Annotated in this window: 17 protein-coding genes and 1 pseudogene; 16 read left to right on the forward strand and 2 right to left on the reverse strand. The window is 63.5% G+C overall.

Translation table 11 applies throughout. The annotated features are described in order from the left end of the window. The first annotated feature begins 540 nt into the window (after positions 1-540). From FXO19_RS07765 to FXO19_RS07780, 5 genes are all read left to right on the forward strand, one after another. Positions 541-5,304, forward strand: a complete 4,764-nt coding sequence (locus FXO19_RS07765; RefSeq protein WP_187775684.1) for an RHS repeat-associated core domain-containing protein — start codon at positions 541-543, stop codon at positions 5,302-5,304. 8 nt (positions 5,305-5,312) lie between these two features. Beyond that, the gene (locus tag FXO19_RS07770; RefSeq protein ID WP_187775685.1) at positions 5,313-5,576 is read left to right on the forward strand and encodes a colicin immunity domain-containing protein; all 264 of its coding nucleotides are present in this window, start codon (positions 5,313-5,315) and stop codon (positions 5,574-5,576) included. 536 nt (positions 5,577-6,112) lie between these two features. Continuing rightward, positions 6,113-6,271 (forward strand): hypothetical protein, encoded by a 159-nt coding sequence (locus FXO19_RS19190; protein ID WP_187775686.1) that lies wholly within the window; start codon positions 6,113-6,115, stop codon positions 6,269-6,271. A 227-nt stretch (positions 6,272-6,498) separates the two neighbouring features. Then, positions 6,499-7,149 carry a hypothetical protein gene (locus tag FXO19_RS07775; RefSeq protein ID WP_223115451.1) on the forward strand — a complete coding sequence of 217 codons (651 nt, stop codon included), beginning with the start codon at positions 6,499-6,501 and terminating at the stop codon, positions 7,147-7,149. A gap of 76 nt (positions 7,150-7,225) precedes the next feature. Then, positions 7,226-9,268: a right-handed parallel beta-helix repeat-containing protein gene (locus FXO19_RS07780; RefSeq protein ID WP_149194524.1), complete on the forward strand. Its 2,043-nt coding sequence runs from the start codon at positions 7,226-7,228 to the stop codon at positions 9,266-9,268. A gap of 171 nt (positions 9,269-9,439) precedes the next feature. On the opposite strand, the gene FXO19_RS07785 is transcribed toward FXO19_RS07780, so the two are convergent. Beyond that, positions 9,440-10,210, reverse strand: coding sequence for a helix-turn-helix domain-containing protein (locus tag FXO19_RS07785; protein WP_149194525.1), 771 nt, complete (start codon positions 10,208-10,210; stop codon positions 9,440-9,442). A gap of 38 nt (positions 10,211-10,248) precedes the next feature. On the opposite strand from FXO19_RS07785, the gene FXO19_RS07790 reads away from it, so the two are divergent. The 5 genes and pseudogenes from FXO19_RS07790 to FXO19_RS07815 all read left to right on the forward strand — a co-directional run bounded on the left by FXO19_RS07790 (position 10,249) and on the right by FXO19_RS07815 (position 14,802). Beyond that, positions 10,249-11,139 (forward strand): NAD-dependent epimerase/dehydratase family protein, encoded by an 891-nt coding sequence (locus FXO19_RS07790; RefSeq protein WP_223115452.1) that lies wholly within the window; start codon positions 10,249-10,251, stop codon positions 11,137-11,139. A 234-nt stretch (positions 11,140-11,373) separates the two neighbouring features. Then, positions 11,374-12,047 (forward strand): annotated as a pseudogene (locus tag FXO19_RS07800) (class I SAM-dependent methyltransferase). A 64-nt stretch (positions 12,048-12,111) separates the two neighbouring features. Beyond that, on the forward strand, positions 12,112-12,948 hold the full coding sequence (locus FXO19_RS07805; RefSeq protein ID WP_149194526.1) for a hypothetical protein: 837 nt from the start codon (positions 12,112-12,114) through the stop codon (positions 12,946-12,948). Positions 12,949-13,106: 158 nt separating this feature from the next. Continuing rightward, positions 13,107-14,042: a DUF2059 domain-containing protein gene (locus tag FXO19_RS07810; protein ID WP_149194527.1), complete on the forward strand. Its 936-nt coding sequence runs from the start codon at positions 13,107-13,109 to the stop codon at positions 14,040-14,042. A 157-nt stretch (positions 14,043-14,199) separates the two neighbouring features. Next, entirely contained in the window at positions 14,200-14,802 is a 603-nt protein-coding gene (locus FXO19_RS07815) for a hypothetical protein (RefSeq protein WP_149194528.1), read from the forward strand. 117 nt (positions 14,803-14,919) lie between these two features. Here FXO19_RS07815 and FXO19_RS07820 read toward each other — a convergent pair whose 3' ends face one another. After that, positions 14,920-15,843 carry a LysR family transcriptional regulator gene (locus tag FXO19_RS07820; RefSeq protein WP_149194529.1) on the reverse strand — a complete coding sequence of 308 codons (924 nt, stop codon included), beginning with the start codon at positions 15,841-15,843 and terminating at the stop codon, positions 14,920-14,922. A 139-nt stretch (positions 15,844-15,982) separates the two neighbouring features. Here FXO19_RS07820 and FXO19_RS07825 point away from each other — a divergent pair, with 139 nt between their 5' ends. The 6 genes from FXO19_RS07825 to FXO19_RS07850 all read left to right on the forward strand — a co-directional run bounded on the left by FXO19_RS07825 (position 15,983) and on the right by FXO19_RS07850 (position 25,122). After that, positions 15,983-16,375: a RidA family protein gene (locus FXO19_RS07825; protein ID WP_149194530.1), complete on the forward strand. Its 393-nt coding sequence runs from the start codon at positions 15,983-15,985 to the stop codon at positions 16,373-16,375. A 351-nt stretch (positions 16,376-16,726) separates the two neighbouring features. Next, the gene (locus FXO19_RS07830; RefSeq protein ID WP_187775687.1) at positions 16,727-18,667 is read left to right on the forward strand and encodes a S9 family peptidase; all 1,941 of its coding nucleotides are present in this window, start codon (positions 16,727-16,729) and stop codon (positions 18,665-18,667) included. A gap of 125 nt (positions 18,668-18,792) precedes the next feature. Next, positions 18,793-19,362 (forward strand): RNA polymerase sigma factor, encoded by a 570-nt coding sequence (locus FXO19_RS07835; protein ID WP_149194532.1) that lies wholly within the window; start codon positions 18,793-18,795, stop codon positions 19,360-19,362. Then, complete coding sequence (locus FXO19_RS07840; RefSeq protein ID WP_149194533.1) at positions 19,352-20,323, forward strand: FecR family protein; 972 nt, start codon at positions 19,352-19,354, stop codon at positions 20,321-20,323. The genes FXO19_RS07835 and FXO19_RS07840 overlap by 11 nt, the downstream gene beginning before the upstream one ends. 141 nt (positions 20,324-20,464) lie before the next feature. Further along, complete coding sequence (locus FXO19_RS07845; RefSeq protein WP_223115453.1) at positions 20,465-21,958, forward strand: amidase; 1,494 nt, start codon at positions 20,465-20,467, stop codon at positions 21,956-21,958. Positions 21,959-22,119: 161 nt separating this feature from the next. Further along, positions 22,120-25,122, forward strand: coding sequence for a TonB-dependent receptor domain-containing protein (locus FXO19_RS07850; protein WP_149194535.1), 3,003 nt, complete (start codon positions 22,120-22,122; stop codon positions 25,120-25,122). The last annotated feature ends 4 nt before the right edge of the window (positions 25,123-25,126 follow it).

The following is a 25,126-nucleotide window of genomic DNA, read 5'->3' on the forward strand; positions in this document are numbered from 1 at the left end:
AAGTGATGCGGTTGCGCCGGGCTCTGGCGCGAGCTGAGCAGGAGCTCGAGATCCTAAAAAAAGCCGAGGCGTACTTCGCGAGCGCACCGAAGCGCGGTAGCCGCTGGGGAGCTGTACAGGGGGAGTCAGTGGCCGTGCCCATACTTGTTGCCGGTCCGCTGAAGAGTGGGGTATAACTCGGCACGTCTGTCGCCGGTTGGACGGGGGAAGAATCGGCGTCTGGGAGACGGGATAGGACGCTCATGGATTGCGGCCCGCAACGGGCAGCAATGGAGGGGTATGGATAACTCAATTGACTCGCTGGGCGCTCTTGCCGCTGCGGCGTTGCTGCGTATCCATTGGACCGCAGTGCCTGCAATCGGATATGACCTAAAAGCTTAGTCGTTGTTTGAGGCGTAAAAAAGAAGGCTGCTTTCTTAGCGGCCGTGACATATCCAAGGAAACGGGGGGTGTATGGAGACCAAGCGCCAAAGAACTGGCCGTAGAGGCCAGCCATTTCTGATCAGAAAATCCATCTTGGGTCTCGCCGGTCGAAAGTGGATGACGACCATCGCTTCTTTCGCGTTGCTGGCGGCAAACGCGGCATTTGCGCAAGTGTACACACACGAAACCTACGGCCAGGAGCTAGACAAAACCACCCGCGTTCAATCCTTGGATCATTCGGGCCAATTTGGAGAGATGGTAGACCTCAACTCGGGGGCCGTGAGCTTCCGGAAGACGGTGGTTGAAGTGCCCGGAAACAATCGGTTGCGAGTTGCCATCGATTACGCGCTGAACCTCAAAACAAGCGCGAGCAATGCACCGATGTATTACTGGGATCGTGAGTTGCCATACATTGAAGGAACTCATGGCAAGGATTCCGGCTGGGTTGTGGGCATCCCGGGCAACTACTCAAACCAGCGTTGTTCGCACTCTAGTGCCAAGTTAGGTGCTCCGGTGATCAGGTCCACCAAGCCGCCAATCAACAATTTCAATCGTGAGGAGTATTGGAACGGGAACAGTCTTGTCGTGCCGGGTGGAGAAGGCGGTGTAATTCGGCCCTTAGACGCCGACGAATCCCGTCCGTCTGGCATGGATGTCCATTGGGCGACGAATTCTGGGTGGAGATTTACATGCTACCAACTGCCAAGCGGAGGAGAGGGTTTCGTAGGCCATAACCAGAACGGCGACAAGCTCTACTTTGGCGCCCCGGTGGCCGATACCGAGCTGTTCCAGATAATGAACTCCTTCGCGCCATACAACGAAACTTGGATTGACATCGTCTCCTACAGGATGTACCTCACGAGGATCGAGGATAGATTCGGAAACTGGGTCAAGTACGAGCCGCATCAGGTGACAAGTAGCGATGGCCGTACAATTACTATCGAACGGTCTGGATCGAACTCGATCTTTAAGACCGGGGGGCGAACCTGGACGGTGTCCGGCAGCAACGTATTGAATCCAGACGGATCATCATGGTCGCTGGCGCGTTCCGGTCAGTTCGGATGGGCCGGCGACCAGCAGGCCTTCGGTGACACATGTAGAACGGCGCAATCGATTCCATCGATTATTGGGGGCGGTGTCACCGTTACCGTAACGGCGGAGTCAGGAGCCAAGGGCGTCTTTCGGGTTGAGCCGAGGAGGCACGGATATTCTTACGTACCGTATCAGTGTTACAGAAGCATGCCTCCGTATGGGCCCGAGCACAGCTATCCCAACCAACTGTACTACATGGATCAGGTCTCATTGGTGTCACGGTCGGTAGAGGGGGCTGGTGTCCAGCCATACCAGGAAGTGATCGACTATGGACAGCTCAACGCATGCTATGGAAGTGGATCGACAACTCCGCCGGACCAGTGTCAGTCGAACTCACCGGTGACCAAGACCGTCACGCTTACTCGATCCGATGGGCTCGTCCGCAGATTCGTCTACGGGAACAAGTGGGGCGATAACGCAGGCCTCCTGCTTTCCGAGCAGATTGGTAGCGCGAAGCGTACTGATTATTCCTACGCTTTCTTCAATGATCAGATCCCGCGTGGGTCGCGAGAGTATGGCAAGCGCCAATTCTTCTACAACATGCATGAGTACAAGCTGGTGCGCGTCAAAAGTACGACTATTACCCAGCAGGGGACTTCGTTCGCCTACAAGGTAGAGTCGTTCGACTCGTTCGCGCGTCCAACCCGGATCACGCGGTCCAGCAATATCACGAGCAGCCCAGTCAGAACGGATCTGATCGCCTATCACGACAACTTGGCCAGATGGGTGCTCGGCCAGCCGTCTCGGCTCACTGTCAACGGCATTGTCGTCTCCGAGACCGGCTACAGCAGCTACGCACAGCCGCTGACGTTCAGGTTGTTCGGCAAGCTCCAATGGACACGCACGTACGACGTGGCTACCGCCGGTCAGATGGGCGCGATCAAGACCATCAAGGATGGCAACAACAACGTAACTACCCTGACCAACTGGAAGCGCGGCATCCCGCAATCCGTCGCCTATGCCGATGGCACCACGCAGTCGGCCGTCGTCAACGATGCTGGTTCGATCACCCGCGTCACCAACGAGAACGGGTTCGCGACCAACTATGCCTATGACCCGATGGGGCGGCTAAGCCAGATTGCTTATCCGACCGGCGACAGCACGGCCTGGAACGCGACTTCGTTCGTCTTTGAACAGAGAGCGGGTAGCGCCTATGGGCTGCCCGGCGGCCACTGGCGGCAGGTCGTTAGCACTGGCAACGGTCGTAAGCTCACTTACTTCGACGCTTTGTGGCGGCCGGTGCTAGTGCAGGAATACGACACCGGCAACGTAACGGCAACCAACCGCTTCACCCGCTATGCCTACGATCACGAAGGCCGGACGACCTTTGCCTCGTATCCGGTGTCCTCCGTTTCATCATTGTCCGCCGTCACACAGGGAACCCATACCAGCTACGACGCGCTCGGCCGGACGACCACGGTTCGTCAGAACTCCGAACTCGGTGACTTGGTCACGGCCTATAGCTACCTTAGTAATACAAGCGGTTACTACACCCGCATCACGGATCCCAAGGGCAACCAGACCCGCATCTTTTATCAGGCCTTCGATCAGCCAAGCGAGGACTATCCCACCGTCCTCGCCTCCCCGGGCGGGCGCACCGACATCGTCCGCGACGTGTTCGGCAAGCCCAAGTCGATCACCCGCAGCGGAGGTGGTGTATCGGCGACGCGTAGCTATCTCTACGACGCCAATCAGTTGCTGTGCAAAGCGGTCGATCCGGAAACTCGTGCCACCATCCTCGCCTATGACGGTGCCGGTAACTTGGCCTGGAGCAAGACGGGCTCGGGCTACACCAACGTCAGCAACTGCAATGGCGATACGGTTCCTGCAGCCGACCGCACAGTCCGCACCTACGACAAGCGCAATCGCCTCAAGTCCGTGACCTATCCGGACAACCTGGGCAATACGACCTACAGCTACACCCCGGACGGTCTGCTGGCGCAGGTGCTTGCCGACAACGGCGCCAGCAACCTGGTCTACAACAACTACGTGTACAACAAGCGCCGGCTGCTGACCGGCGAGTCCATGGACTGGAGCAACGTCAGCTATGGGATTGGCTACGGCTACAACGCTAACGGACACCTGGCCTCGCATGTCTATCCGGGCGGCGTGACGGTGGCCTACGCGCCCAATGCGCTGGGCCAGCCCACCCAGGCCGGCACATGGGCCACCAATGTGAGCTACCACCCCAGCGGGGCAATCAAGCAGTTCACCTACGGCAATGGTGTTGTCCACACCATGACGCCGAACAGCAGAGGGCTGCCTGAGCGCATTCGTGACGCCTACAGCGGAGCGACCAGCCCGATCCTGCCCGTCGATGAGAGCTATGACTACGATGGCAACGGCAACGTGGTCGCCATCAGTGATGCCCGCACCGGCCAACGCGGCAATCGCGACATGATCTACGACGGAATCGACCGGCTGACCCGCGTCGACTCGTCCATGTTCGGGATGGCGCTCTACACCTACGATGCACTGGACAACCTGCGTCGGGTCCAGGTGGGAACCACGGCCATGCGCCCGGCGCGCGATCACACCTACGAGTATGACGCGCAGAACCGGCTCAGCCGCATCGCCAATACCGCGGGCGGAACAGCGGTGACCAGTCTGGGCTACGACCTGCAGGGCAACATCATCAGTCGCGCTGGGGCCAGCTACAGCTTCGACTTCGGCAACCGCCTGCGCAGCGCCAATCAGGGTGGCACGGTCAGCAGCTATGTCTACGATGGCCATGGCCGCCGGGTGCGGGATGCGGTGGGTGGCTCGAAGTACAGCCAATACAACCGCGACGGCGTATTGATGTTCGCGCGAAACCTGCGGGGTGCTACCTACACTAGTCAACAATACATCCACCTGGGTGGGCGCCTGATCGCCATTCGGACGCAAGACAGCGATACCGGCTCAGTGTTCAACCAGTACCAGCACACCGACGCGCTCGGCAGCGTGGTGGCCCGTAGCAGCCAAGGCCGCACCAGCGTGCTCTACAGCGAATACGAGCCGTACGGCGCACTGAGCAACCGGGCCAACCACGACCAGCCGGCGTACACCGGGCACGTGCAGGATGCGGCGACCGGGCTGACGTACATGCAGCAGCGCTACTACGATCCCCAGTTGGGCGTGTTTCTCAGCGTTGATCCGGTGACCGCGCATAGCAATCCGATCAGTCAGTTCCATCGCTATCGGTATGCGAACAACAATCCCTACAGATTCATCGACCCAGATGGTCGACAGTCTGTCGGAGAAATGATCGATGCTGGAGCTGAGGGATGCGGCCCAGTTTCCTGCGCCGGTTGGGCCCTCTTGAAGGGTGCGTGGAGTACTTTGGGTGCAGAGGGTGTCAGCCAATGGTACGACAAAGGTTGGTCTTCGGTGGATGGCGGAAACAGGGTGGGCGCCGGCCTTGAAATTGCCGCGGTTCTGCCACCTTTGAAGCTCTTGGGCGGTGCCAGGCTCCTCGCAAAAGAAGGAAATACTGCGTTAGGATTTAGCCGCCCGCAGCTGCAACATGCATTCAAGCATGCTGTCGATTTCGGCGTACCAGGAAACGCAAGCAATAGTACGATGGCGGAACTTAGTACTGCCATTCAACGCCATGTAGATAGCGATTCGACAATCGCAATTCAGGGTACATACGCGAGAGGGAATCTAGCCGTAACGCATTTTGTCAATCCAAATACGGGACTTAACGTCATGAAGGACGCGTCAGGAAATTTTCTGTCTGGGTGGCGGTTGAGCGATCAGCAACTCAAGCATGTTCTTGAATCTGGCAGGCTCGGGGGTGGCAAGTGAGCAGGCAGGTGGCTGAATATGTCAGCCTGATCAACGGATTTTTGTGTTCCGCTATTGATGCTATCGAGTTTCGTGATCGTCTTATCGGAAAGTTCAAAAATGAGAAAGATTTGCCGGAGCGAGAGTACGTTATTCTAGACCAACTATTCGCTGACGCCGACTGCTTTACAGAAGACAGCGAGCTTTTAGCTTCGAGGCCTGATTTCTACATTAGTTCCGATCAATTGAAAGAACGAGCTACAGAGGCACTTGCCGCTCTAGGGAAACCCTGAACAAGTCCCGCGTGATCGCGTCCCGCAACTGTCGAAAGCCGCTGTGATCGAGATAGGGGCGTCTGGAGCGAATGGCGATGCCGGGCCGGTGTGCGGGAAAGAAAGGCGCCCTGGGCGGGGCGCTGGTCAGGCAATTGTGTGACTGCGCTAACGGCTATTGCCTCTGGTCTGCTCCTGTGCGTTGATTGTGTAGCCGCTGGGGAGCGGCAGGGGGCAATCATGAGACGACGTGCAGTGCTTGGCGCTGTGGCAGGTCTTGGCGGGCTCGCGACGTTTGGGGCGCTTCGCGCCAGCGGTTTGCAGCCGGAGAGTGATTCGGCCGGGTTGCAGATGTTGCGTGCGACCTCCGCATCGCTGGATGCCATCCGCGGCGTGGATGCCCATTGCCACATCTTCAACGCCTCCGATCTGCTTGTGGGGCCGTTCTTAGCTGAAGTGGAAGCCAAGGCGCATTCCGGCTCGCCATTGAGTTATGTGGTCGGTCGGGTCGCCAAGGCGTTTCAGCGGTTCGCGCCAACCGCGCGCGAGGAGAAGGCATGGAGAACTACCCGGTGCTGCTGTCCCGGGCCCTCGACAGGATCTCCATTCCAGCCGCGGATAAGGACGCGATCTTCGTCGGCAATGCGTTCCGCTTCTACGGACTGCAAGAGGGCGGGGAGGGCAGGGTGCGTTTCCTCAAGGGCGCTGCACAGTAGTGAACGGCGTAACCTTGAGACCAAGTAACAGTGCGCCTTGATGCGGCCTGGGAGAGGAGATCAGGTGACGGGTGTTCTCGCGGCAAGCCGTAGGTTCTGTGGCGGCAGCGCCGAGGTCGAGGTGTAGGGTGATGGGAAGCCGCAGCTGGAGAGCATCGAGCGCACTCCGGAACCGACCTTTCCGTGCCTGTATCGCGCGGCAGCCAACTGCCCGACAGGAGGAGTCAATGTTGCAGATGCTGAGAGCCGCCGCCTTCGCAGTTGCACTGTGCCCAATGATGGCATTCGCCACGGCGCAGGTGCCTGACTACATTCGCATAGACCGCGTGGATCACGCCCTCAACACGAATCCGCTGGAGCCTCATCTGGCGCACAAGAACTGGAAGCCACCGGAGGACGCCGCCATTTCCTCGGCCAACTGGCGGGGCTACATCGCATCCTGGGAGGTTGCCCAGGGGCAGCTCGTCCTGAATGACGTCACCATCCACGTTTCCAGCAGCGAACCCGGCGACTACGTTGCGAAAAGCATCCTCGCCGACCTGTTCCCTTCGACAACGACGCCGGTGGTCGCCGATTGGTACAGCGGCGCGCTCATTATCTCGGAAGGAGAGATCACCCACTACGTCCACATGGGCTACGGCTCATCTTATGAGCGTTATCAGGTCCTGCGTGTCGCATCCGGCAAGGTGATCGAGCGCCTCCAGCTGTCCGCGGACGAGTTCGAGCGGTACAAGGCCGAAAAGTTCAAGGCGTTCACCACGACAGACGAGTTCAAGGAGTCGATCGCGAATATGCGCAAGGATGTGGACACGCGCACCGACGAGCAACTCTTTGACTTCATCAAGAGCTACTACGCCGAGCGTTACCTGCCGTTGTGATGCGAGCAACAAGGGAATGGCGGCTCGGCTCCTTCATTGCCCGCTCAATCCGCATTCAAACAAGTGAGGAACTATCATGAAAGTTATTTATGGAAGTATATTCCTGATACTTGCTTCATTGTGGCCTTCATCTGCACACGCAGACAAGCTTCTCTATGTGGACGCCAGCCCGACACCTTGTGCGTCCTATCCTTCCTTGCAAAGAAACTGCTACTCCGATCTCCAGAGTGCCTATAATTCGATCCCTAGCACAATTACAGAAAATCATAGAATACTCGTCCTCCCGGGCTTACACACGCGCACGAGATACTGCTACAACGATCGTTACACCAGTCTGTGCATTGAAGCTCCCTCCGAGACCAGTGGTGCCAACTGGGATAAGACGGCGCCCAACTATTCCTTGAGTATCGAGGCTTTTGATCCCGACAATCCTCCGGTTTTCGACGGCGGCGGAGCCAGGGATTTCGTCTGGCTTAGAAGTGGCCCAGGTCGCGCGACTAACCTAGTGCTCAGTAACCTGCATATAACTAACTACCAGAATGGCGCACTCAACCTGAGTCCGCTTGGCACCGGTGGATACAATGCCGGGAATGAAGTGAAGAACTGCACCATCAGTAAAATGGGCGGCGCCAACTATGGCTATGGTGCAATCCTCATCGGAAATTCACGTGACAACCATATCCATGACAATGTTTTCATGGATATATCAAATGCAGTCCCCGACAATCAATACCACGCAATTTATGACACTGGAGGTACCAGAAACATCATCGAGAACAATACCATTATAAATTCGATCGGCGATCCAGTGAAATTCGCTGGAGGTGCTAACAACAGTGTCGTTAGAAACAACTACATCGTGTCTAGCGCGATGCAGTGCTATGTACAGAGCTACAAATACGACGGTAACCAGCACGCCAGCAACATCCGGGTGCACGGAAACACATTCGTATATCCACACGGCTCTGTAGCTGCAACTTCGAACGCAGCTGAAGATCTGCCCATCGACACGACCTGTTGTCACTACCCGCAAGGATGGGACAGCTGTCCCTCGGGCACATTTATCAACGCTGATGGCTCACAACTTGTCGGTGATGGAAACAACTACGTGTATGGAGACTATCCAGAAGCCCTGGAAACAACGGCATTGGCGTCTGCGGACTTCGATAGAGACGGCAGATCAGAAGTTATGAGGGGACAGCTATTGCCCACATCACTTGCGATTGTGGATAGCAGCGCTGACAACGGCTTGCGCGTCTTTACCAATCATCTCTATAGCAGCAGTGGTTGGAAGCCTATCTCTTTTACGACTGGTGATTTCCGTGGTTCCGGGCAAACCCAACTCGTTTCCGCCTTCCGCGCCAATGGCGATCGCATATATAGTGGCGACGGTACGTCGTCGATTACGAACAGCCGGCTGTATACCGGAGATTTTGTTGAATGGAAGGTCGTGGCAATGACAGCCGGGGACTTCCTCCAAGATGGCTCGGATGACCTAGTGGTTGCATTCGAGTCCACAGGTGGAGAGACAAAGATATGCCGCGGAAGCGGAACAATCTCCAACGAGTTTAATCCAGAAACTGCTGGATGCGGTAGAGCATCACTGCTCTACGCCAGCTCGGCCTGGAAGGTCCGTGCGCTCACAAGCGGTCCATTCTACGAAGACGCCTCCGAGTACATTGCAGTCGCGTTTAAGAACGGCACAACGTCTCGTGTCTACCTCATGGACGGCTCAACAGGAAGCTTCGTCAACAAAGTATTTGATGATACGTCCAACCTGAGCATTACGGCGATGACGTCTGGTTATTTTGATGAGACCAACTATCATTTGATCACAGCGTGGCGAACAAGCTCAAACACCACCGAGGTCTATCGCGGAACAGGAACTTCCTACGGAACGATTAATGGCGACGGCGGCGTTAAGAATCTGGGGATGATGTATTCCAGCTCTTCGTGGCACGTCAGTCATCTTTGGGGTGATGAGCTCCGTCCGGGTAGTGGCGCAGAAGTAATTACGGTGTTCCGAGAACCGGCCTCGGGGGCGGCGAAGGAGCAGGCGTGGCTTGGCAACGGGTCTACTGGCTTGATGTCGTACTACAAGTTGTATGAATCGAATTAGCCCGTCAGGACCAATGCGAAGAGCGGAGGGCGGCGAGTATTCGAGTTGACTAAGTCCGCTAGCTCGAGAAACGGGGTCGCTTCTGGCGCCTGGCTGGCGACCTGGACACCGTGGCCTCGGCCACGGTGTGGTCGGCGGCGATGATCGCGAAGTAGGGGCCGGCCGGTTCGATCAGCCTGCCGCTTGGAGTTCGGCGAGCAGCGCACGCGGCGTGGTGCCGGCGATGGCGTGGAATTCGGCGATGAGATGTGCCTGGTCGTAGTAGCCAGCCGCTGCGGCGATGGTGGCCCAGCTCGTGGCGCCATCCTCGCGCGCGGCGGCCAGGGCCCGGTGGAAGCGCGTCAGCTTGGCGAACGCCTTCGGGCTCACGCCCACGGCTTCGCGGAACACGCGCCGGAGGTGGCGCTCGCTCACGCCCAGGCCGCCGGCGACGGCACGCACGCTGGCGCTTGCCAGCCGTTCGGCGGCAGTGAAGGCCAGTCGTGCATGGGCGCCGGGTGCGTCCGCCATTGCGATGCGTTCGGCGATCGCGTGCTCCAGGATCGAGGCGGCAACGGCCGTGTCGCGAGCGTCGGCAAGCCGGCGGCGCAGCCGCTGTGTCGCCGCGTCGCCCCACAGGTCCTCGAGTGCGACGATGCGCCCGGCGATGTCCGAGGCAGGCACGCCGAGCACTGCTTCGTACGTGCTCAGGTGGAGGCGCGCGAACACGATGCGTTGCCCGCCGGGGACGATCTTGCGATGCGTCTCCTGCCGCGCGCCGAGGGCGTGGGCGTCGAGACCATCGCGTATCGACGGGCCCAGACGGACAACGAGGTGGATCTCCGGGCGCGGAATGGCGACGCGCGGCAGGGTGCGCTCGCATTCGTCCACGAAGAGTTCCGCCATGGCGGGCGGTGCCGCCAGCCCTGGCCCGGAGCGGTGGCGGTGCAAGTGCGTCTGCATGGCCCGATTCTGGTGGCGGCGCAACGGTCGCACAAGGCATGGCCGTTTTTTCCAATGCAGGCCGGATGTCGGGGGCTAGGCTTTCCCGCATGAAGACAATCCTCATCACCGGTGCGACCGGAAAAGTTGGAAGCCGACTCGTCAAGCGCCTTGCCGGGCGTGGCGATCACCTGCGCGCCCTGGTGCGCGATACGGCGCGGGCCGCCCACCTGCGGAACGACCATGTGGAGTTGGTCGAGGGAGACCTACTCGATCCTGATTCGCTCAAGGCCGCCGTGCGCGGCGTCGATGCCGTGGTGCATTGCGCCGCGTTCTTTCGTGGCGCCACGCCCGAGCAGGCGCATGCGGTGAATGAACAGGGCACGCAGCACCTCGCGAACGCCGCCCGCGCCGCATCCGTTGGACGCTTCGTTTTCACCAGTACCGGCCTGGTCTACGGGCCAACGGACGGCAGCCGTGCCCGCGAGGACGACGCCTGCGCGCCCGTGGACGCCTATCCCCTGAGCAAGCTCGCCGCCGAGCGCTTCCTGCTCGCCATCGACGGCCTCGACGTGCGCGTGCTCCGCCTGCCGTTCGTCTATGGCGACGGCGATCCGCACATTGCGGAGGTCGTGCCGTTGATGCGCGGCTTCCCGCCGGACCAGCGCATGTCGATCGCCCACCACGCCGACGTTGCGCAAGCCGTGGCCTGCGTGCTCGATGCCCCCGCGCCTGCGCATCGCATCTACAACGTCGTCGCCGACGAGGCGCCCGATCTGGCCGCGCTGTTCGCATCCGTCGGCCAGCCCCCGCCCGACGGTTCGCAGGCGGAGCGCGCGCGTGCTTTCGATGTGCTTCTCGACGGCAGCCGCATCCGCGAGGATCTCGGCTTCAGGCCCTTGTTCCCGTGCCTCGAGGATGGGATCGAGGCCGATGCGCTGAGCGCGTGATTTCGGGCAGCGGCTTGCGCACGGCGGCGATTCGCCTGGCCTCCCGCAGCCCCATCATGCGCTTGGTGACGACCGGGTTCTTGCCCAGGCATCGGGCCAGCGCATCGGAGGTCATGGGCGCACGGTGCCTGGCCTTGCGCAGCAGGAGGTGGAGAACGGCGAAAAGGCGGCTGGCTCGCTTCATGTAACTAATGATGTTATAAATGCGGTTCCTCGTCAGTCCTGCAGGACGTCATGTCCTCGTTCAACGACTCCCATGCAGTCGCCAATTACCTCGAAGGGCCCATTGCGAAGGTCCCCGGGCTCCTGGCGCTCCATCGGATGTCGGAGCTCCTGCTCGCGGAAGTCGTGCCCGAGAACGGCCGCGTGCTGGTACTCGGCGCGGGAGGCGGCCTGGAGCTCAAGGCGTTCGCTGCAGCACGCCCGGGATGGCGGCTGGTCGGAGTCGATCCCTCGGCCGCGATGCTCAGGCTGGCGGAAACGACGCTCGGCGCACTTGCGCCGCGGGTCGAGCTGATCGAGGGGTATATCGATGCCGCGCCCGAGACGCCGTTCGATGGCGCCGCGTGCCTGCTGACCCTGCACTTCCTGGCACCCGAGGAGCGCCTGCGCACCTTGCGGGAACTCTGGCGGCGCCTGCGCCCCGGCGCGGCCCTCGTCGTCGCGCACCACAGCTTCGACACGACAGAAGCAGGCAAGGCACGCTGGCTCAGGCGTTACGCCATGTTCGCTTCGCCATCCGGAACCCCGGCCCCGGGCGCGGATGCCGCGATCGCCGCAATGAGCCAGCGGCTTCGGTCATGGCCCCCGAGGCGGAAGTCGGCCTGCTCGAGCAGGCAGGCTTCGAAGGTGTCGAACTGTTCTATGCCGGCTTCACGTTCCGCGGATGGGTCGGATACCGTCCATAGCCGCTATGGCTGAAACCGGGGAACGGCGCGCATAATCGCGTCGGGACGACAGGGGGATAACCGGATGAATCGCATTGGCTGGGTGGCCATGTTGGCGGCGGCGCTGTGCGCGCCTGCGTGGGGGAAAGGATTCAAGGAACGGGATACGCTGGCGCCGGACGAGGGCATCCTGGCGGCGGCGATGACCTGCGGGCGCCCGATCGCCGGGGTCCAGGTGTTCCGGGCCGGCAAGCCCAGCGGTGGGTTCTGGGCGCCATTGAAGGCCGACGGATCCCTCGGCTGCGGCGGCAAGGTGCAGTTGCTCAGGGTCAAGGCCGGGCAGTACTACATCGGCCAGTTGCACAGCGGGACGAACAACCTGGCCGTGCCCGAGGACAAGTCGCCGCACTTCACGGTCGAGGCCGGCAGGCTGAACTACGTCGGTGACGTGTACGCCGGCAGCCTGTCGCTGCACGAGGTCGGCGAGGACACGCTGATGCGTATCGCCGGACGCATGCTGACCGTCCTCAACCACGAACCGCAAGCGCGCCAGCGGATCGAGCAGGAGTATGCGAGCGTGCTGGCCCGCTATCCGTTCGTCGCCGATGCCGGCCTGCCTGCTGCCGTGCCGAAAGGCGAGCCGCCGGAACTCGAGCCCGGGCGGATGCACGGTCTGATGACGATCTCATCCGCGCACTGGAAGCTTGGCGAAGACGGGCAGCCGCTCGTCTGTACGCGTTCGACGAGCCCGCCAGAGGGCACGCAGCGTGCGCCAGGCGAGGATGCCCCTTGCGAGGGCGAGTACGTCACTCCGCAGGCCTACGTCGCCGTCAGCCATCCCGACGCCACCGTGCACCGTGCCCAGCCACGCGAAGGCGAGGGCGACGACGGCCCGCTGATCATCACGTACACCGGGCCTTGAACGCGCGGAAATAGAAGACAGGATCGGCTTCTCGCCGGCGGATCGTCATGCGCAACGAGGGGCATGCCGCGGCGCTAAAGCGGGGAGGTGGCGGAAAGCCGGATGTGAGCTCGTGGCGCTAGGGAGCATTGCAGGCGCAGTCGTTGAAGGGGAATTGCTTGAAGAACGAAACAGGTGTTCGATCGACCGCGGTGTTGGCGGGCGTGATGCTGGCGGTGCTTGCCATGTGCGATGCGCGCGCGGACGACTCCGCGCTGGGCAGGCAGTTGACGGAGGAAATGGCGTACGGACAGGCATTCGAGGACTCGCAGGGCGTGTGCAGGGAGAACGTTGCGGCCTACGACGTCGAGCAGAGCGTATCCGACACGCCCAATCTTCTCGGCGGCATCAAGCCCGGGGATCCTGAGTGGCCAGAAGCGAAAGCTTTGTATATCAAGATGGCCGAGGCCGGGTGCCTGTTTGACGGGTCAGCCGCGGAAGACGCTCTTGCAAGCACACTTGCGGACGCGCTCTCCACATCTGATCTGGAGGCGTTGATCGCATTCTATCGGAGCGATTTGGGTGGGCGCTTTCGTCAGGCATCCCTTGCCGCGAGTACTGCGGCGAACCGCGCCGCAAAGCCCTTGACCGATCCCGACGCGGTGTACGCCGACTTCGGCGAGAAGATTGCCGCACTCCTGGCGCGTCGAGACGCGCCAGTCGAGGTCCTCGCGCTCCGGGCCGCCAGTCCTGCCGACAGCGCCGATACCGCGGTGCTGCTATCTGATCGGATCATGCAGCACGTGACGGACGGTGAGGTTCGCGAGGGTCTGCAGCTTGCCAAGCGTCATAGCATCGTGCCCGAGGCGGATCTCGACGCCCTGATCGAGCACGCCGAAGCGCAGCGACCGATCATGGAGGCCCGCTTTGGCGAAAGCCTCGACTACGAGCTCCTGAGAAACGATTCTGTTGGCGGATCGATGATCAGGGTGGTGTTCCTGCATCGATTCGAGAACCACGCCGTGCCCTGGCAGTTCGTCTGGTACCGGGGCGGCGACGGCTGGTTGCTCAGTTCCTTCAAGTTCACGGACGACGTGGCCGCGCTATTCCAGTAGTAGTCCCATCAGCGCCGGGAGAGTTTCCTGTTTCAGGCGGATCGGAATCGTTGTTCGGGCGGATCTCGCTGCGTGCAGCTCTGGACAAGCCATCGATTGCACTGTGGGACACTGATTCTTCCGGATAACGGAGGCCATGCATTCGGGGAGGCGGGCGATGGGCAGTGCGCGGCGACTGGAACAGATGATCTGTGCTGCCTTGTGGCTGCCAATGGCCGTGGTATGCGCCATCGAGCCGGATCGGGCTGAGCGGATCGTCCGGCTCGAGGCGGAGCGCCAGCCCGGCGACGACATCCGCTTCGATTATCGCGGGAGCCATGTGGTGGCCGGCGACCTGGACGGAGATGGCCATGACGAGATCGTGTTCCTGCTGCGCGCGACCTGCATCGGCTCCACCTCTGACTGCACCAATGATCTGAGCGTGCTGTCCCGCATCCGGCCAGCGGATCCTCGCTTCTCCGAAGAGCGCATCGGCTACGATTTGGTGGCCGTGATGGACCCATGGACAAGGGCGGTCTACGACACCGGTTACTTCGGGGACGGCAGAGTGCACATCCCCGGTGAGGTGAAACGGATTGGGATCGAGCAGGGTGGGATCGTCGTCGAGTTCGAGGGGGCCGCCGGTACGCCGATCTGCAAGTCGCACCATGCCGATGGCCGCCCGATCATGCGCGAGGAGCCGTGTCCGCCTGACGGCCTGCACCGTTGGACGTTCGCGTGGCGCCCGCAAGCGCGCCTGCTCGAACGCGTGAAAAAATAAGGGCGAAGGCAACTAGCCGCGGCTGCCGGCCCGCAGCGGCACCAGGCCTCAGCGGGATGACGCAGCAGCCGTGACGGGCAACCGGCTGCTGCCGCTCGTATCGCCGCCGGAGACGGGTCAGCGCGGAGGCTGGATGGCCGGCACGTGCTGCGCCATCAGTTCGACGATCCAGTCGATGAACACGCGCAGCTTGCGGCTGACGTGTCGGCTGGGCGGGAAGGCCACGTACAGCGGCATCGGATCGAGTTGCCAGTCTTCGAACAGCGGCACCAACTCGCCGCGCGCCAACGGTGCGCGCGCCATGTACCGCGGCAGCCACAGCACGCCCAGGCCCGCCACACCGGCGGCCAGGTACGCATTGCCGTCATCCACCGACAGCACGTGGCGTCCGTGCATGTGCAGCTGTTCGTCGCCGCGACGCATCACGTGGGCCAGTGGGGCGCCGGTACGCGAGCTACGATAGCCGATGGTGCGGTGGTGGCCGTCTTCCAGCGCCTGCGGTTGCGCCGGTGTGCCCGCACGGGCCAAGTAGTCCGGTGCGGCGTACACGCCCAGCGGCAGGTCCGCGACATGGCGGGCGCGCAGCGCAGGCTCGGTGAGTTCGCCGCCGCGCACCACGCAGTCCACGTTCTCGTCGATGAGGTCCACCTTGCGGTCGCTGACGCCCAGGTCGAGCTGGATGTCGGGATAGCGCACATGGAAGGCGGGCAGGGCAGGCACCAGCACCAGGCTGGCCAGCGGTGCCGGCACGTCCACGCGCAATCGCCCGCGCGGGGCATCGGAGGCGGCCGAGAGGCTGGTCTCGGCATCGTCCAGGTCGGCCAGCAGGCGCACGACGCGCTCGTAGTAGGCGGCGCCATCGGCGGTGACGCTGACCTTGCGCGTGGTGCGATGGAGCAGCTTCACCCGCAGGTGCGTTTCCAACTGCTGCACCAGTTGCGTCACGCGCGTCTTGCTCGCTTGCAGCGTTTTGGCGGCCTTGGTGAAGCTGCCGGTTTCCGCCACGCGGACGAAGGCCTGCATTGCGTCGATACGGTCCATGTGGGTTCCAACGGGGACGGGCGGGATTGTTTGGATTCTACAAACAGTGATCGCGGGATCGGCATGTTTATTCCGCCGGGGTGGCTGCCTAGAGTGATCGCCACGCACAGGGGCCGCCGGCCCCGCCAGGAGATCCCCCATGACTACACGTGACGCCGTTTTCCCCGCCGATCGGCATGACCTCTACGCATCGCATGCTTATTCCGCGGCCATCAGATCAGGTGATCTCCTGTTCGTGTCCGGCCAGGTCGGCAGCCGCAGAGATGGCTCGCCAGAGCCGGACTTCGAGGCTCAGGTCCGCCTGGCATTTGCCAATCTCGAGGCGACCTTGCGAGCAGGTGGATACGGGCTTGACGATATCGTCGACGTGACGACCTTCCATACCGATCCCGAAAACCAGTTCGGCACGGTCATGGCCGTCAAAGGCGAAGTCTTCCCGGAGGCGCCCTATCCGAATTGGACGGCGATCGGCGTCAACTGGCTTGCGGGGTTCGACTTCGAAATCAAGGTCATCGCCCGTATTCCCCTCTGAAGCGGTAGTAGAGATCTGCGCGTCGGCGGCGTCTTCCACGCCACCCAGTTGGGTGCATTCGCGAGTCTTGTCAGGCGGGGGCTTCCCGGGACAGGTATAGACCGGAGGGCCGCATCGTGGTCGCGGCGCGGAAGTGGGTTACCGGAAACGGCGCGTTCGTTCGACGTTGCAGTAAGCGGGCCATGCAAGTGGTGCGCAAGCTGGCCTTGATGATCGGAGCCGGCGATATCGATATGCGACGGGAGAGTGGGGTAGATGCGCTTCGATTGCGTGATCAGGACGGAGGGGAGTCGCGGCCATCGATCGCTTCAGTCGCTCGTGCTGCGTGGAGCGGCATCGGCGTGCTTCGCGGTGGCTTGTGCGTGGCCGCTGCAGGCGGCGCCGACCATTCCTTCGGCCGCGGAGATCGTCGACCTGAAGGAAGTGGGCGATCCGCAGATCAGCCGCGACGGCGGCGTGATCGCCTATGCCGTGGAGACGCCGCAGCCAGGCGGCGCGCCGAACCGCCGGCGCATCTGGCGCGTCGCCAGTGACGGCGGCAGCGCACCGGCGGAGTTTCCCGCGCCGGAAGCGGCCGCCGACAGGATGCCGCGCTGGTCTCCCGACGGCACGCAGTTGGCCTTTCTCTCCAAGCGCGTGCTGGCGGGCCAGGAAGATGCCAAGCCAGCGTTGCTGGCGCGCACCCAGGTCTGGAAAACGACGCGCGATGGCAGTACGCGGCAGCCGCTGACAGCGTCGGCCGGTGAGGTCACGTCGTTCGCCTGGTCGGCCGATGGCACGCGCCTGGCCTATCTCGCTATCGATCCACAGTCGCCCGAGCGAAAGGCGCGGATCGAGCGCAAGGACGATGCCATCGAGGTCGGCCGCGATGCGCAGTTCACGCGGCTGTGGGTGATGGATGCGACAGGCGGGAACGCGCGCGTGCTGACCCCGCCAGGCTTGCAGGTGCAGGATCTGGCATGGGCGCCCGATGGCCGTTCCTTCGCCCTGCGCGTGTCCGACGAGGTCGGCCTCGGGCATATGTGGTATCGCTCTCGCGTCGTGCTGGTCTCCGCCGACGACGGAAGCCTGCTGCGCACGGTCACCGGGCGTGCATCCGCCGCGTCGCTGCAGTGGTCGCCCGATGGCGCCCGGCTGCTGTACGGCCAGCTCGGCCCGTACGGGCACACGGGAACGCGCGTCGTCTACACCTTGGCCGATGATTCCCGCGTGGTGCTGGGGTCGCGGTGGCCCGGCACGATGCGCACGTTCCAGTGGCGGGACGACACGACGCTGGTGGGCGTTGGCCTGCTCGGCGTACGGCCGCGCCTGCTCGAGGTCGATGCCGCGGACGGGGAAGCTCGTGAGCTGGTCGAACTGCAGGGGCCCTCCCGGGGATTCAGCCTTGCGCAGGACGGGCGAATCGCCTTCGTCCAGGGCCGCGCGGACACGCCGCCCGAGGTCGGTGTCTTCTCCGGGGGCAGCGTGCGCTGGCTGACCGATACGAATCCGCAGGTGCGCGACTGGACGCTGGGGCAGGTGCGCGATCTCACCTGGCGAAGTTCGCTGGACGGCCGGGAGATTCATGGCGTGCTCGTGCTGCCGCCGCGGTGGCGGCCAGGCACGCGCCTGCCGACGCTGGTACAGGTGCATGGCGGTCCCGCCGATGCCTGGTCGTCCGGCTGGCTGGGTTCCTGGCACGACTGGGCGCAGTCGCTGGCGATGCGCGGCTATGCCGTGTTGCTTCCCAATCCGCGTGGCTCCTACGGACAAGGCAACGCCTTCACCGAGTTGGCGCGCGACGACTGGGGGCACGGTCCGTTCCAGGACGTGCTCGACGGGCTGGACTTGATCGAAGCCGAAGGCATCGCCGATCCCGCGCGGGTTGCCATCGGAGGCTGGAGCTACGGCGGCTACCTGTCGGCCTGGGCGGTTGGCCGCAGCGATCGCTTCCGCACGGCGATCGTCGGTGCGGCCGTGATCGACGTCGGCGTGATGGCGCTGACCACGGACATTCCCTATGAGTACCTGCCGGGCTACTTCGGCAGCGTGCTCGAGCGCCGCGACGCCTACGACCGCAACTCGCCGATCCGCTACGCGCACAACGTCGAGGTGCCGGTGCTGGTGCTGCACGGCGAGGACGACAAGCGCGTCCCCATCTCGCAGGGCGAACAATTCTACTGGGCGTTGAACTTCAACGAGATCCCTGTCGAAATGGTTCGGTATCCGCGCGGGCCGCACTGGTTCGAGGCGCGTGAGCAGGAACGGGACGTGCTCGAGCGCGTGCTGGGCTGGCTCGGCACCCACCTCTGAGCCGCCGACACGGCCACCCCATTCAACAACAAGTCGATCAAGGGCGACCGTTCCTCCAATCGATTTTTCCCAGGCCATGGAGTAGCGTGAATGAACCGCGCGGAGGGGCGCGACACGGCAGCTTGATGGACAGTGCACTCGAGAACTGGTTCCAGCGCGAGATACTTCCCCATGAGACCGCGCTGGTACGCTTCCTGGCGCGCAAGTGGGTGCACCCGAACGAAGTACAGGACATCCGGCACGACATCTACATCCGGGTGCTCGAGGCCGCCGAACGCAAGCTCCCGGATTCGCCGAGGGCGTTCCTGTTCAGCGTGGCGCACAAGTTGCTGGTGGACCGCGTGCGCCGCGAGCGCGTGGTGGCCTTCGACCTGTTGGCCGACGTGGACAGCCTGAACGTCCTCATCGACGAACTGTCGCCGGAACGGCAGGCAACGGGCCGGGAGCAGATGCATCGGTTGTCGACGCTGTTCCGGCGCCTGCCGTTGCGGTGCCGCCAGGTGGTGTGGATGCGGCGGATCGATGACCTTCCGCAGAAGGAGATCGCCCGTCGCCTGGGCATCGCCGAGGCGACGGTGGAGAAGCATCTCATGCGCGGCATCGGCCTGCTGGCCGATGCGCTGTACGGCGGCGCGGATGGCAGGCGCGCCCCCGAGGACACGTTGAAAAGGATCGGATTCGGCCGTGGAAAGTAGGGAACAACACGAGCAGGCGGCCGCGGCCTGGCTGCTCCGACAGGATGCCGGCCCCTGGACCGAGCAGGATGCGGCCGCGTTCGAGGCGTGGCTGGCGCAGTCGGCAGGCCACCGGGCGGCCTATTACCGCTTCAAGGGTGCCTGGCAGGAAGCGGGAAGGCTGAGGGCGCTGCTGGGGCGCGGCACCGCGCCGCCGGCCGCCGCGGCGCGCAGACGCCCGTGGCGGCGCCTGCCCGGCCTGGCGATCGCCGCGAGCGTGGCTTGCGCCGTGGGCCTTGCCGCGCTGGCGTACCTCCTGGTGCTGTCGCCGTCCAATGTCTACGCGACGCGTGTCGGTGCGCTGGAGACGGTGTCGCTGCCGGACGGTTCCCGCCTGACGCTGAACACCGACAGCCGGTTGCACATCGACATGGATGCGAACGACCGGCGCGTGCGATTGCGGCAGGGCGAGGCCTTCTTCGAGGTGGCGAAGGATCCGCTCAGGCCTTTCGTGGTGGAGGCGGGCGACAAGCGGATCATCGCAGTGGGCACGGCGTTCTCGGTTCGTCGCAGCGGTTCCGACGTACGGGTGGTGGTCTCGGAAGGCCGCGTCCGTGTCGAGGCCGTCGGCCGCCCGGCCGAGGTGCTGCAGGCGCCGTTGCTGGATGCGGGCATGATCGCAAGCACGCGGGGCGATGCGGTGCTGGTGCAGACCCGGTCTCCGGTGGAGATCGCGCAAAGCCTGAGCTGGCGCACGGGCCAGCTGGTGTTCCGCGATACCCCCATGGCCGAAGTGGTCGCCGAGTTCAATCGCTACAACACCCGCAAGCTGGTCATCGAGGACGCGGCAGTCGACGAACTGCGCGTCGGCGGCATCTTCCACGCCACCCAGCTGGATGCGTTCGTCAGCCTTGTCCAGCGGGGTTTCCCGGTACAGGCGCGGGCCGAGGACGACCGCATCGTGCTCACGGCACGGAAGTGAGTTACCGGAAGCGGCGCGTTCGTTCGACCTTCTAGCAAGCGGCTTCAAGTTTTGGGCCGATCACGGGAAGGGCATGGACGAGGCGTGGCGAGCATGCGAGTGACACGACGAACGATATTGAAGGCAGGCTCTGCTGCCATCGTGGCGTACGCCGCAGGCGGCGCGACCGCCGCGTTTTCGCGGTCGAACGGCGTGCTGGGCCTGTCCGCCGTCGATCTCGCCGTCGCGATCCGCAAGCGCCAGGTGTCCGCGCGAGAGGTCATGACGGCCTACCTGGCGAGGCTCGCGTCGCTCAATCCGCGGTTCAACGCCATTGTCTCGCCGGTCGAGCCCGAACTGCTGCTGCGGCGCGCCGCGGCGCAGGACGCCGATGCGGCGAAGGGGCGCTTCCACGGTGCGCTCCATGGGTTTCCTCATGCCGTGAAGGACACGGCGCCCGTGCGCGGTATCCGCAGCACGCAAGGATCGCCGCTGCTCCGCGACAATGTCCCCGCGGCCGATTCGCTGGTGGTTGCGCGGATGCGCGGCGCGGGCGCGATCTTCACGGGCAAGACGAACGTGCCCGAGTTCGCGCTCGGTTCGCATAGCTTCAATCCGATCTTCGGCGTCACGCGCAACGCCTATGACCCGCGTAAGTCGGCTGGCGGAAGCTCGGGCGGCAGCGCGGTGGCGCTGGCGCTGCGGATGACGCCGCTGGGCGATGGCAGCGACTTCGGCGGGTCGCTGCGGAACCCGGCCGGCTGGAACAACGTGTTCGGCTTCCGTCCCTCGTTCGGACGCGTGCCATCGGCGCCGTCCACCGATGTCTTCAGCCAGACGTTCGCCACCTCCGGGCCGATGGCGCGGACGGTGGAGGACGTTGCATTGCTGCTTTCGGTGCAGGCCGGCAAAGACCCGCGCGTGCCCTTTTCGCTCAAGGACGATCCCGCGATCTTCGCGCGGCCGCTGGCGCGCGAGTGGAAGGGCCGGCGGATCGGCTGGTTGGGGGATCTGGGCGGCGCGCTGCCGATGGAAGACGGCATGCTGAGTGGCTGCGAGCAGGCGCTGTCCGCCTTCCGGGCGATCGGCATGACCGTGGACGCGGCGAAGCTGGACGAGCCGGCGGAGGCGATGTGGCGAACGGCGGTCACGTTGCGCCATCTGTCGGTGGGCGCCGACCTGCGGTCGTTTGCCGACGATCCGGTGCAGCGCGCGCAGATGAAGCCCGAGGCGGTGTGGGAAGTCGACGGGTTCCACAAGTTGACCGCCGCGCAGATCGCGGACGCGCAGGCAGGGCGCACGCGCATCTTCGAGGCGTTTCGCAGGGCGTTCGAGCAGTTCGATTTCCTGCTGCTCCCGACGGCGCAGGTCTTTCCGTTCGACGTCGGTTTGCACTGGCCGGACGAGATCGCCGGACGAAAGATGGACAGCTATCACCGCTGGATGGAGGTGACGCTGCCCGCGACGATGGCGGGGTTGCCCGTCCTGGCCGTGCCCGCCGGCTTCGGCGGGCCGAACCGCCTGCCGCTGGGTCTGCAGATCATCGGCCCGGCGCATGCCGATCTGGCCGTGCTGCAGGTGGCGCATGCCTATGAGAGAGCATCGCCATGGATCGGCAGGACATTGCCGGATGCGCTGGCCGCGTCGGGCGCTTGAGGGAGATTGCCGCTTCACCCTTGCCTGGACGCGAATTCTTGCAGCCATGCGCCCAGCAGGGCCGGGTACAGGCCCGGGCCGAGGAGGGCCGCACTATGCTCACGGCGATGAAGTGAGTTACCGGAAGCAGTGCGTTCGTTCGACCTTGCAATAAGCGGCCCATGTTCGGGTCGATCACGGGGAAGGGCATGCCACGTTCGAATCGTTTTCGATCCAGCCTGATCGCCGCCGCCATCTTCGCGGTACTGTCCCTGCCGGTCGTCGCGGTGGCCGCCGCCTCCGAGCCGAGGCCGGTGGAGGTGGCCGCGGGCGATCTGGTCGAGGCCGTGGAAACGCTGGCCAGGCAGTTCGGCATGAACGCCATCTACCGCGCCGAACAGCTCCGGGGGCTGCAGACCGACGGCGTCAGCGGCGTGCTCGGATCACGCGAAGCCTTCGAGAAGCTGCTCGAAGGCACCGCGCTGCATGTCACGGAAGAGGACGGGTCGGTGTTGATCAGCCTGCCCGACGACAGTGTCGGCGCACCGGATCATGCCCCCGGTGCCGCACGCGGGGACGCCTCGACGCTGGACGCCGTCGTGGTCACGGCGTCGTCCCGCCTCGGCCGCCTCGGCTTCGACGCGCCCACGCCGACCACCGTCCTGAGCGCCGAGGACCTGAGCATCGGTGGGCGCCCCAATGTGGCGGCGGCATTGAACGACCTGCCGTATTTCCGTGCGGGGGTGTCCCCGCAGACGACGGGCACCAATACCGATGCCGGTTCGGCGCCGGTCGATCTGCGCGCCCTGGGCGTCAACCGCACGCTGGTACTCATCGATGGCCGCAGGTTCTCCAGCACCAACGACCTGAACACCATCCCCACCGTCCTCGTCAGGAGCGTGGACATTGTCACCGGCGGGGCGTCCGCGGCCTGGGGCTCGGGTGCAGTCAGTGGCGTGGTCAACATCGCGATCGACCGAACCTTCACGGGCACAAAGCTGGGTGCCCAGTACGGCATTTCGGACCGGGGCGACGCCAACGAGCGGCGGTTCGAGGCTGCCCTGGGAAAGGAACTGTTCGGCGGCCGTGGCCACGTGGTGCTGGGCGCCGAGTTCCTCGACAACGATGGGCTCGTTCCCAGATCGCGCCGCGAGAACGTCAGCGGCTGGGCGACGCTGCCCGACGGACAGGGCAGGTTCGTGCTGACGCACGACGTCAGCATCGCGGACGCTGCCTACGGTGGCCTCATCCTGACGGGCGCGCTTGCAGGACAGGAGTTCAATCCGGATGGATCCCTGGGCGATTTCCAGTTCGGGCGGGTCGTGGGCACGTCCATGGTGGGCGGCAACGGCCCCAGGACGGACGACTTCAGTCCGTTGATGACGCCGCAGCGACGCTACAGCGCCATGGGCACGGCCTACTTCGACCTGACCGACTCGACGCGGTTGACCCTGGATGTCAGGCACTCCCGGATGTACAACGACTATCCCTGGTTCGGCGATCACAACCGCGGCGCCGGCCGGCTGACGATCGGAGCGGACAATGCCTTCCTGCCGGCCTCGGTCCGCGACGCCCTGGTCCAGGCCGGAGAGTCTTCCTTCCAGATGGGGCGGTTCAATTCCGATTTCGCATACGCGCGGATCGATTTCCAGCGCAAGACCACGGAAGCGACGCTGGCGATCGACGGCAATCTCGGCGAGGACTGGAGGTGGAAGTCGTACTACACCCATGGGGAATATCGGCAAGACATGCGTAACCCCGGGTTCCTGCTGAGGGAAAACTACGCGCGGGCGGTGGATTCGATAATCAGCCCGACGACTGGCCAGCCGATCTGCCGCGTGGCGCTGACCGACCCGACGACGGACTGTGTACCGATCAACCTGTTCGGGAGCGGATCACCGTCCGCCGCGGCCATCGCCGACGTCACCGGCACGCCCTCGCAGGACACGCTGATCAAGCTCGATGCCGGCGGATTGAGCCTGCAAGGCGACCCGTGGGCACTACCCGCCGGTGACGTTTCCGTTGCGCTGGGCATCGAGGCGCGCAGGGAATGGCAACAGACCACCGCCGGCGCGCTGGACACGGCCGGGGCATTCCGTACCTTCAGCCATTCGTCGATGTCCGGCGCTTTCAAGGTGAAAGAGGCATTCGGCGAGATCCTGGTTCCGATCGTCCGCGACGTCCCGGGGTTCAACAAGCTCGAAGTGAACGCCGCAGCCCGGATCAGCGACTACGACACCACAGGATCGATCTGGTCATGGAAGGCGGGAGCGACCAACGAGTTCCTGCCTGGATTCCGGGCACGCGCCACGCGCTCCAGGGACATCCGCTCGGCCAACCTCGCCGAGCTCTTCACCACCGCCCTGACCGGATTCAACGGCGTGGCCGACCCGGTGACCGGGCAGAACGTGACCGCTCTGGTCATCGGCGGCGGAAATCCCAACCTGACACCGGAAAAGGCCGATACGACGACGTTCGGATTGACCTGGACCCCCGCGTTCACCGAGGGCCTGGACATCTCCATCGACTACTTCGACATCACCATCAATGACGTCATCATCTCGCTCGGCGTCCAGGAGATCGTGAATCGATGCTTTCGCGGCAACCAGGTGCTGTGCGGGCAGATCACCCGAGATGCCGACAACAACATCGAAAGGATCATGTCGACCCCGGTGAACCTGGCGGAGTACAAGACCGACGGCATCGATGCGGAAATACTGTATGCGTTCCCGGCGGAGAAGCTCATCTCCTCCGCGAGCGGCAGTTTCCAGTGGCGCGCACTGGCGACGTGGGTCGACAACCTGACCACCGATGACGGCGAGGTCAAGCTGGGATATGTCGGCTCGCAGGGATCCGCGTTCATCGGCCCCGGTATCCCCAGGCTGCGGGTGATGAACAACATTGCCTACCGGGGCGACAGGTTCGGCGCCAACTTGCGCGCGCGATACATTTCGGCCGGCAAGTACAACCGGGCCGTCGACATCGTCAACAACGACATTGGCAGCTACACGTACTTCGATCTTGGCTTGAATGCGCGGATTGCGAGCTTCACCGGCTCCGACCTGGAGATCTACGCGAACATCAACAATCTCTTCGACAAGGCCCCTCCGGCTTCGTCGGGGTTCTCCGCCTACTACGACGTGATGGGCCGCTACTACGCCATAGGTGCCCGGCTCAGGTTCTGATCCT

The sequence above is a fragment of the Luteimonas suaedae genome, assembly GCF_008312895.1.
In the GTDB taxonomy this organism is placed as follows: Bacteria; Pseudomonadota; Gammaproteobacteria; order Xanthomonadales; family Xanthomonadaceae; genus Luteimonas; species Luteimonas suaedae.

What these genes read in the sequence shown, in the direction of transcription:
- FXO19_RS07765 (WP_187775684.1), top strand. Translation starts at nt 541, where the DNA reads ATGACGACCATCGCTTCTTTCGCGTTGCTGGCGGCAAACGCGGCATTT.
- FXO19_RS19190 (WP_187775686.1), top strand. Translation starts at nt 6,113, where the DNA reads ATGGAGAACTACCCGGTGCTGCTGTCCCGGGCCCTCGACAGGATCTCC.
- FXO19_RS07775 (WP_223115451.1), top strand. Translation starts at nt 6,499, where the DNA reads ATGTTGCAGATGCTGAGAGCCGCCGCCTTCGCAGTTGCACTGTGCCCA.
- FXO19_RS07780 (WP_149194524.1), top strand. Translation starts at nt 7,226, where the DNA reads ATGAAAGTTATTTATGGAAGTATATTCCTGATACTTGCTTCATTGTGG.
- FXO19_RS07785 (WP_149194525.1), bottom strand. Translation starts at nt 10,210, where the DNA reads ATGCAGACGCACTTGCACCGCCACCGCTCCGGGCCAGGGCTGGCGGCA.
- FXO19_RS07790 (WP_223115452.1), top strand. Translation starts at nt 10,249, where the DNA reads ATGGCCGTTTTTTCCAATGCAGGCCGGATGTCGGGGGCTAGGCTTTCC.
- FXO19_RS07805 (WP_149194526.1), top strand. Translation starts at nt 12,112, where the DNA reads ATGAATCGCATTGGCTGGGTGGCCATGTTGGCGGCGGCGCTGTGCGCG.
- FXO19_RS07815 (WP_149194528.1), top strand. Translation starts at nt 14,200, where the DNA reads ATGGGCAGTGCGCGGCGACTGGAACAGATGATCTGTGCTGCCTTGTGG.
- FXO19_RS07820 (WP_149194529.1), bottom strand. Translation starts at nt 15,843, where the DNA reads ATGGACCGTATCGACGCAATGCAGGCCTTCGTCCGCGTGGCGGAAACC.
- FXO19_RS07825 (WP_149194530.1), top strand. Translation starts at nt 15,983, where the DNA reads ATGACTACACGTGACGCCGTTTTCCCCGCCGATCGGCATGACCTCTAC.
- FXO19_RS07835 (WP_149194532.1), top strand. Translation starts at nt 18,793, where the DNA reads ATGGACAGTGCACTCGAGAACTGGTTCCAGCGCGAGATACTTCCCCAT.
- FXO19_RS07850 (WP_149194535.1), top strand. Translation starts at nt 22,120, where the DNA reads ATGTTCGGGTCGATCACGGGGAAGGGCATGCCACGTTCGAATCGTTTT.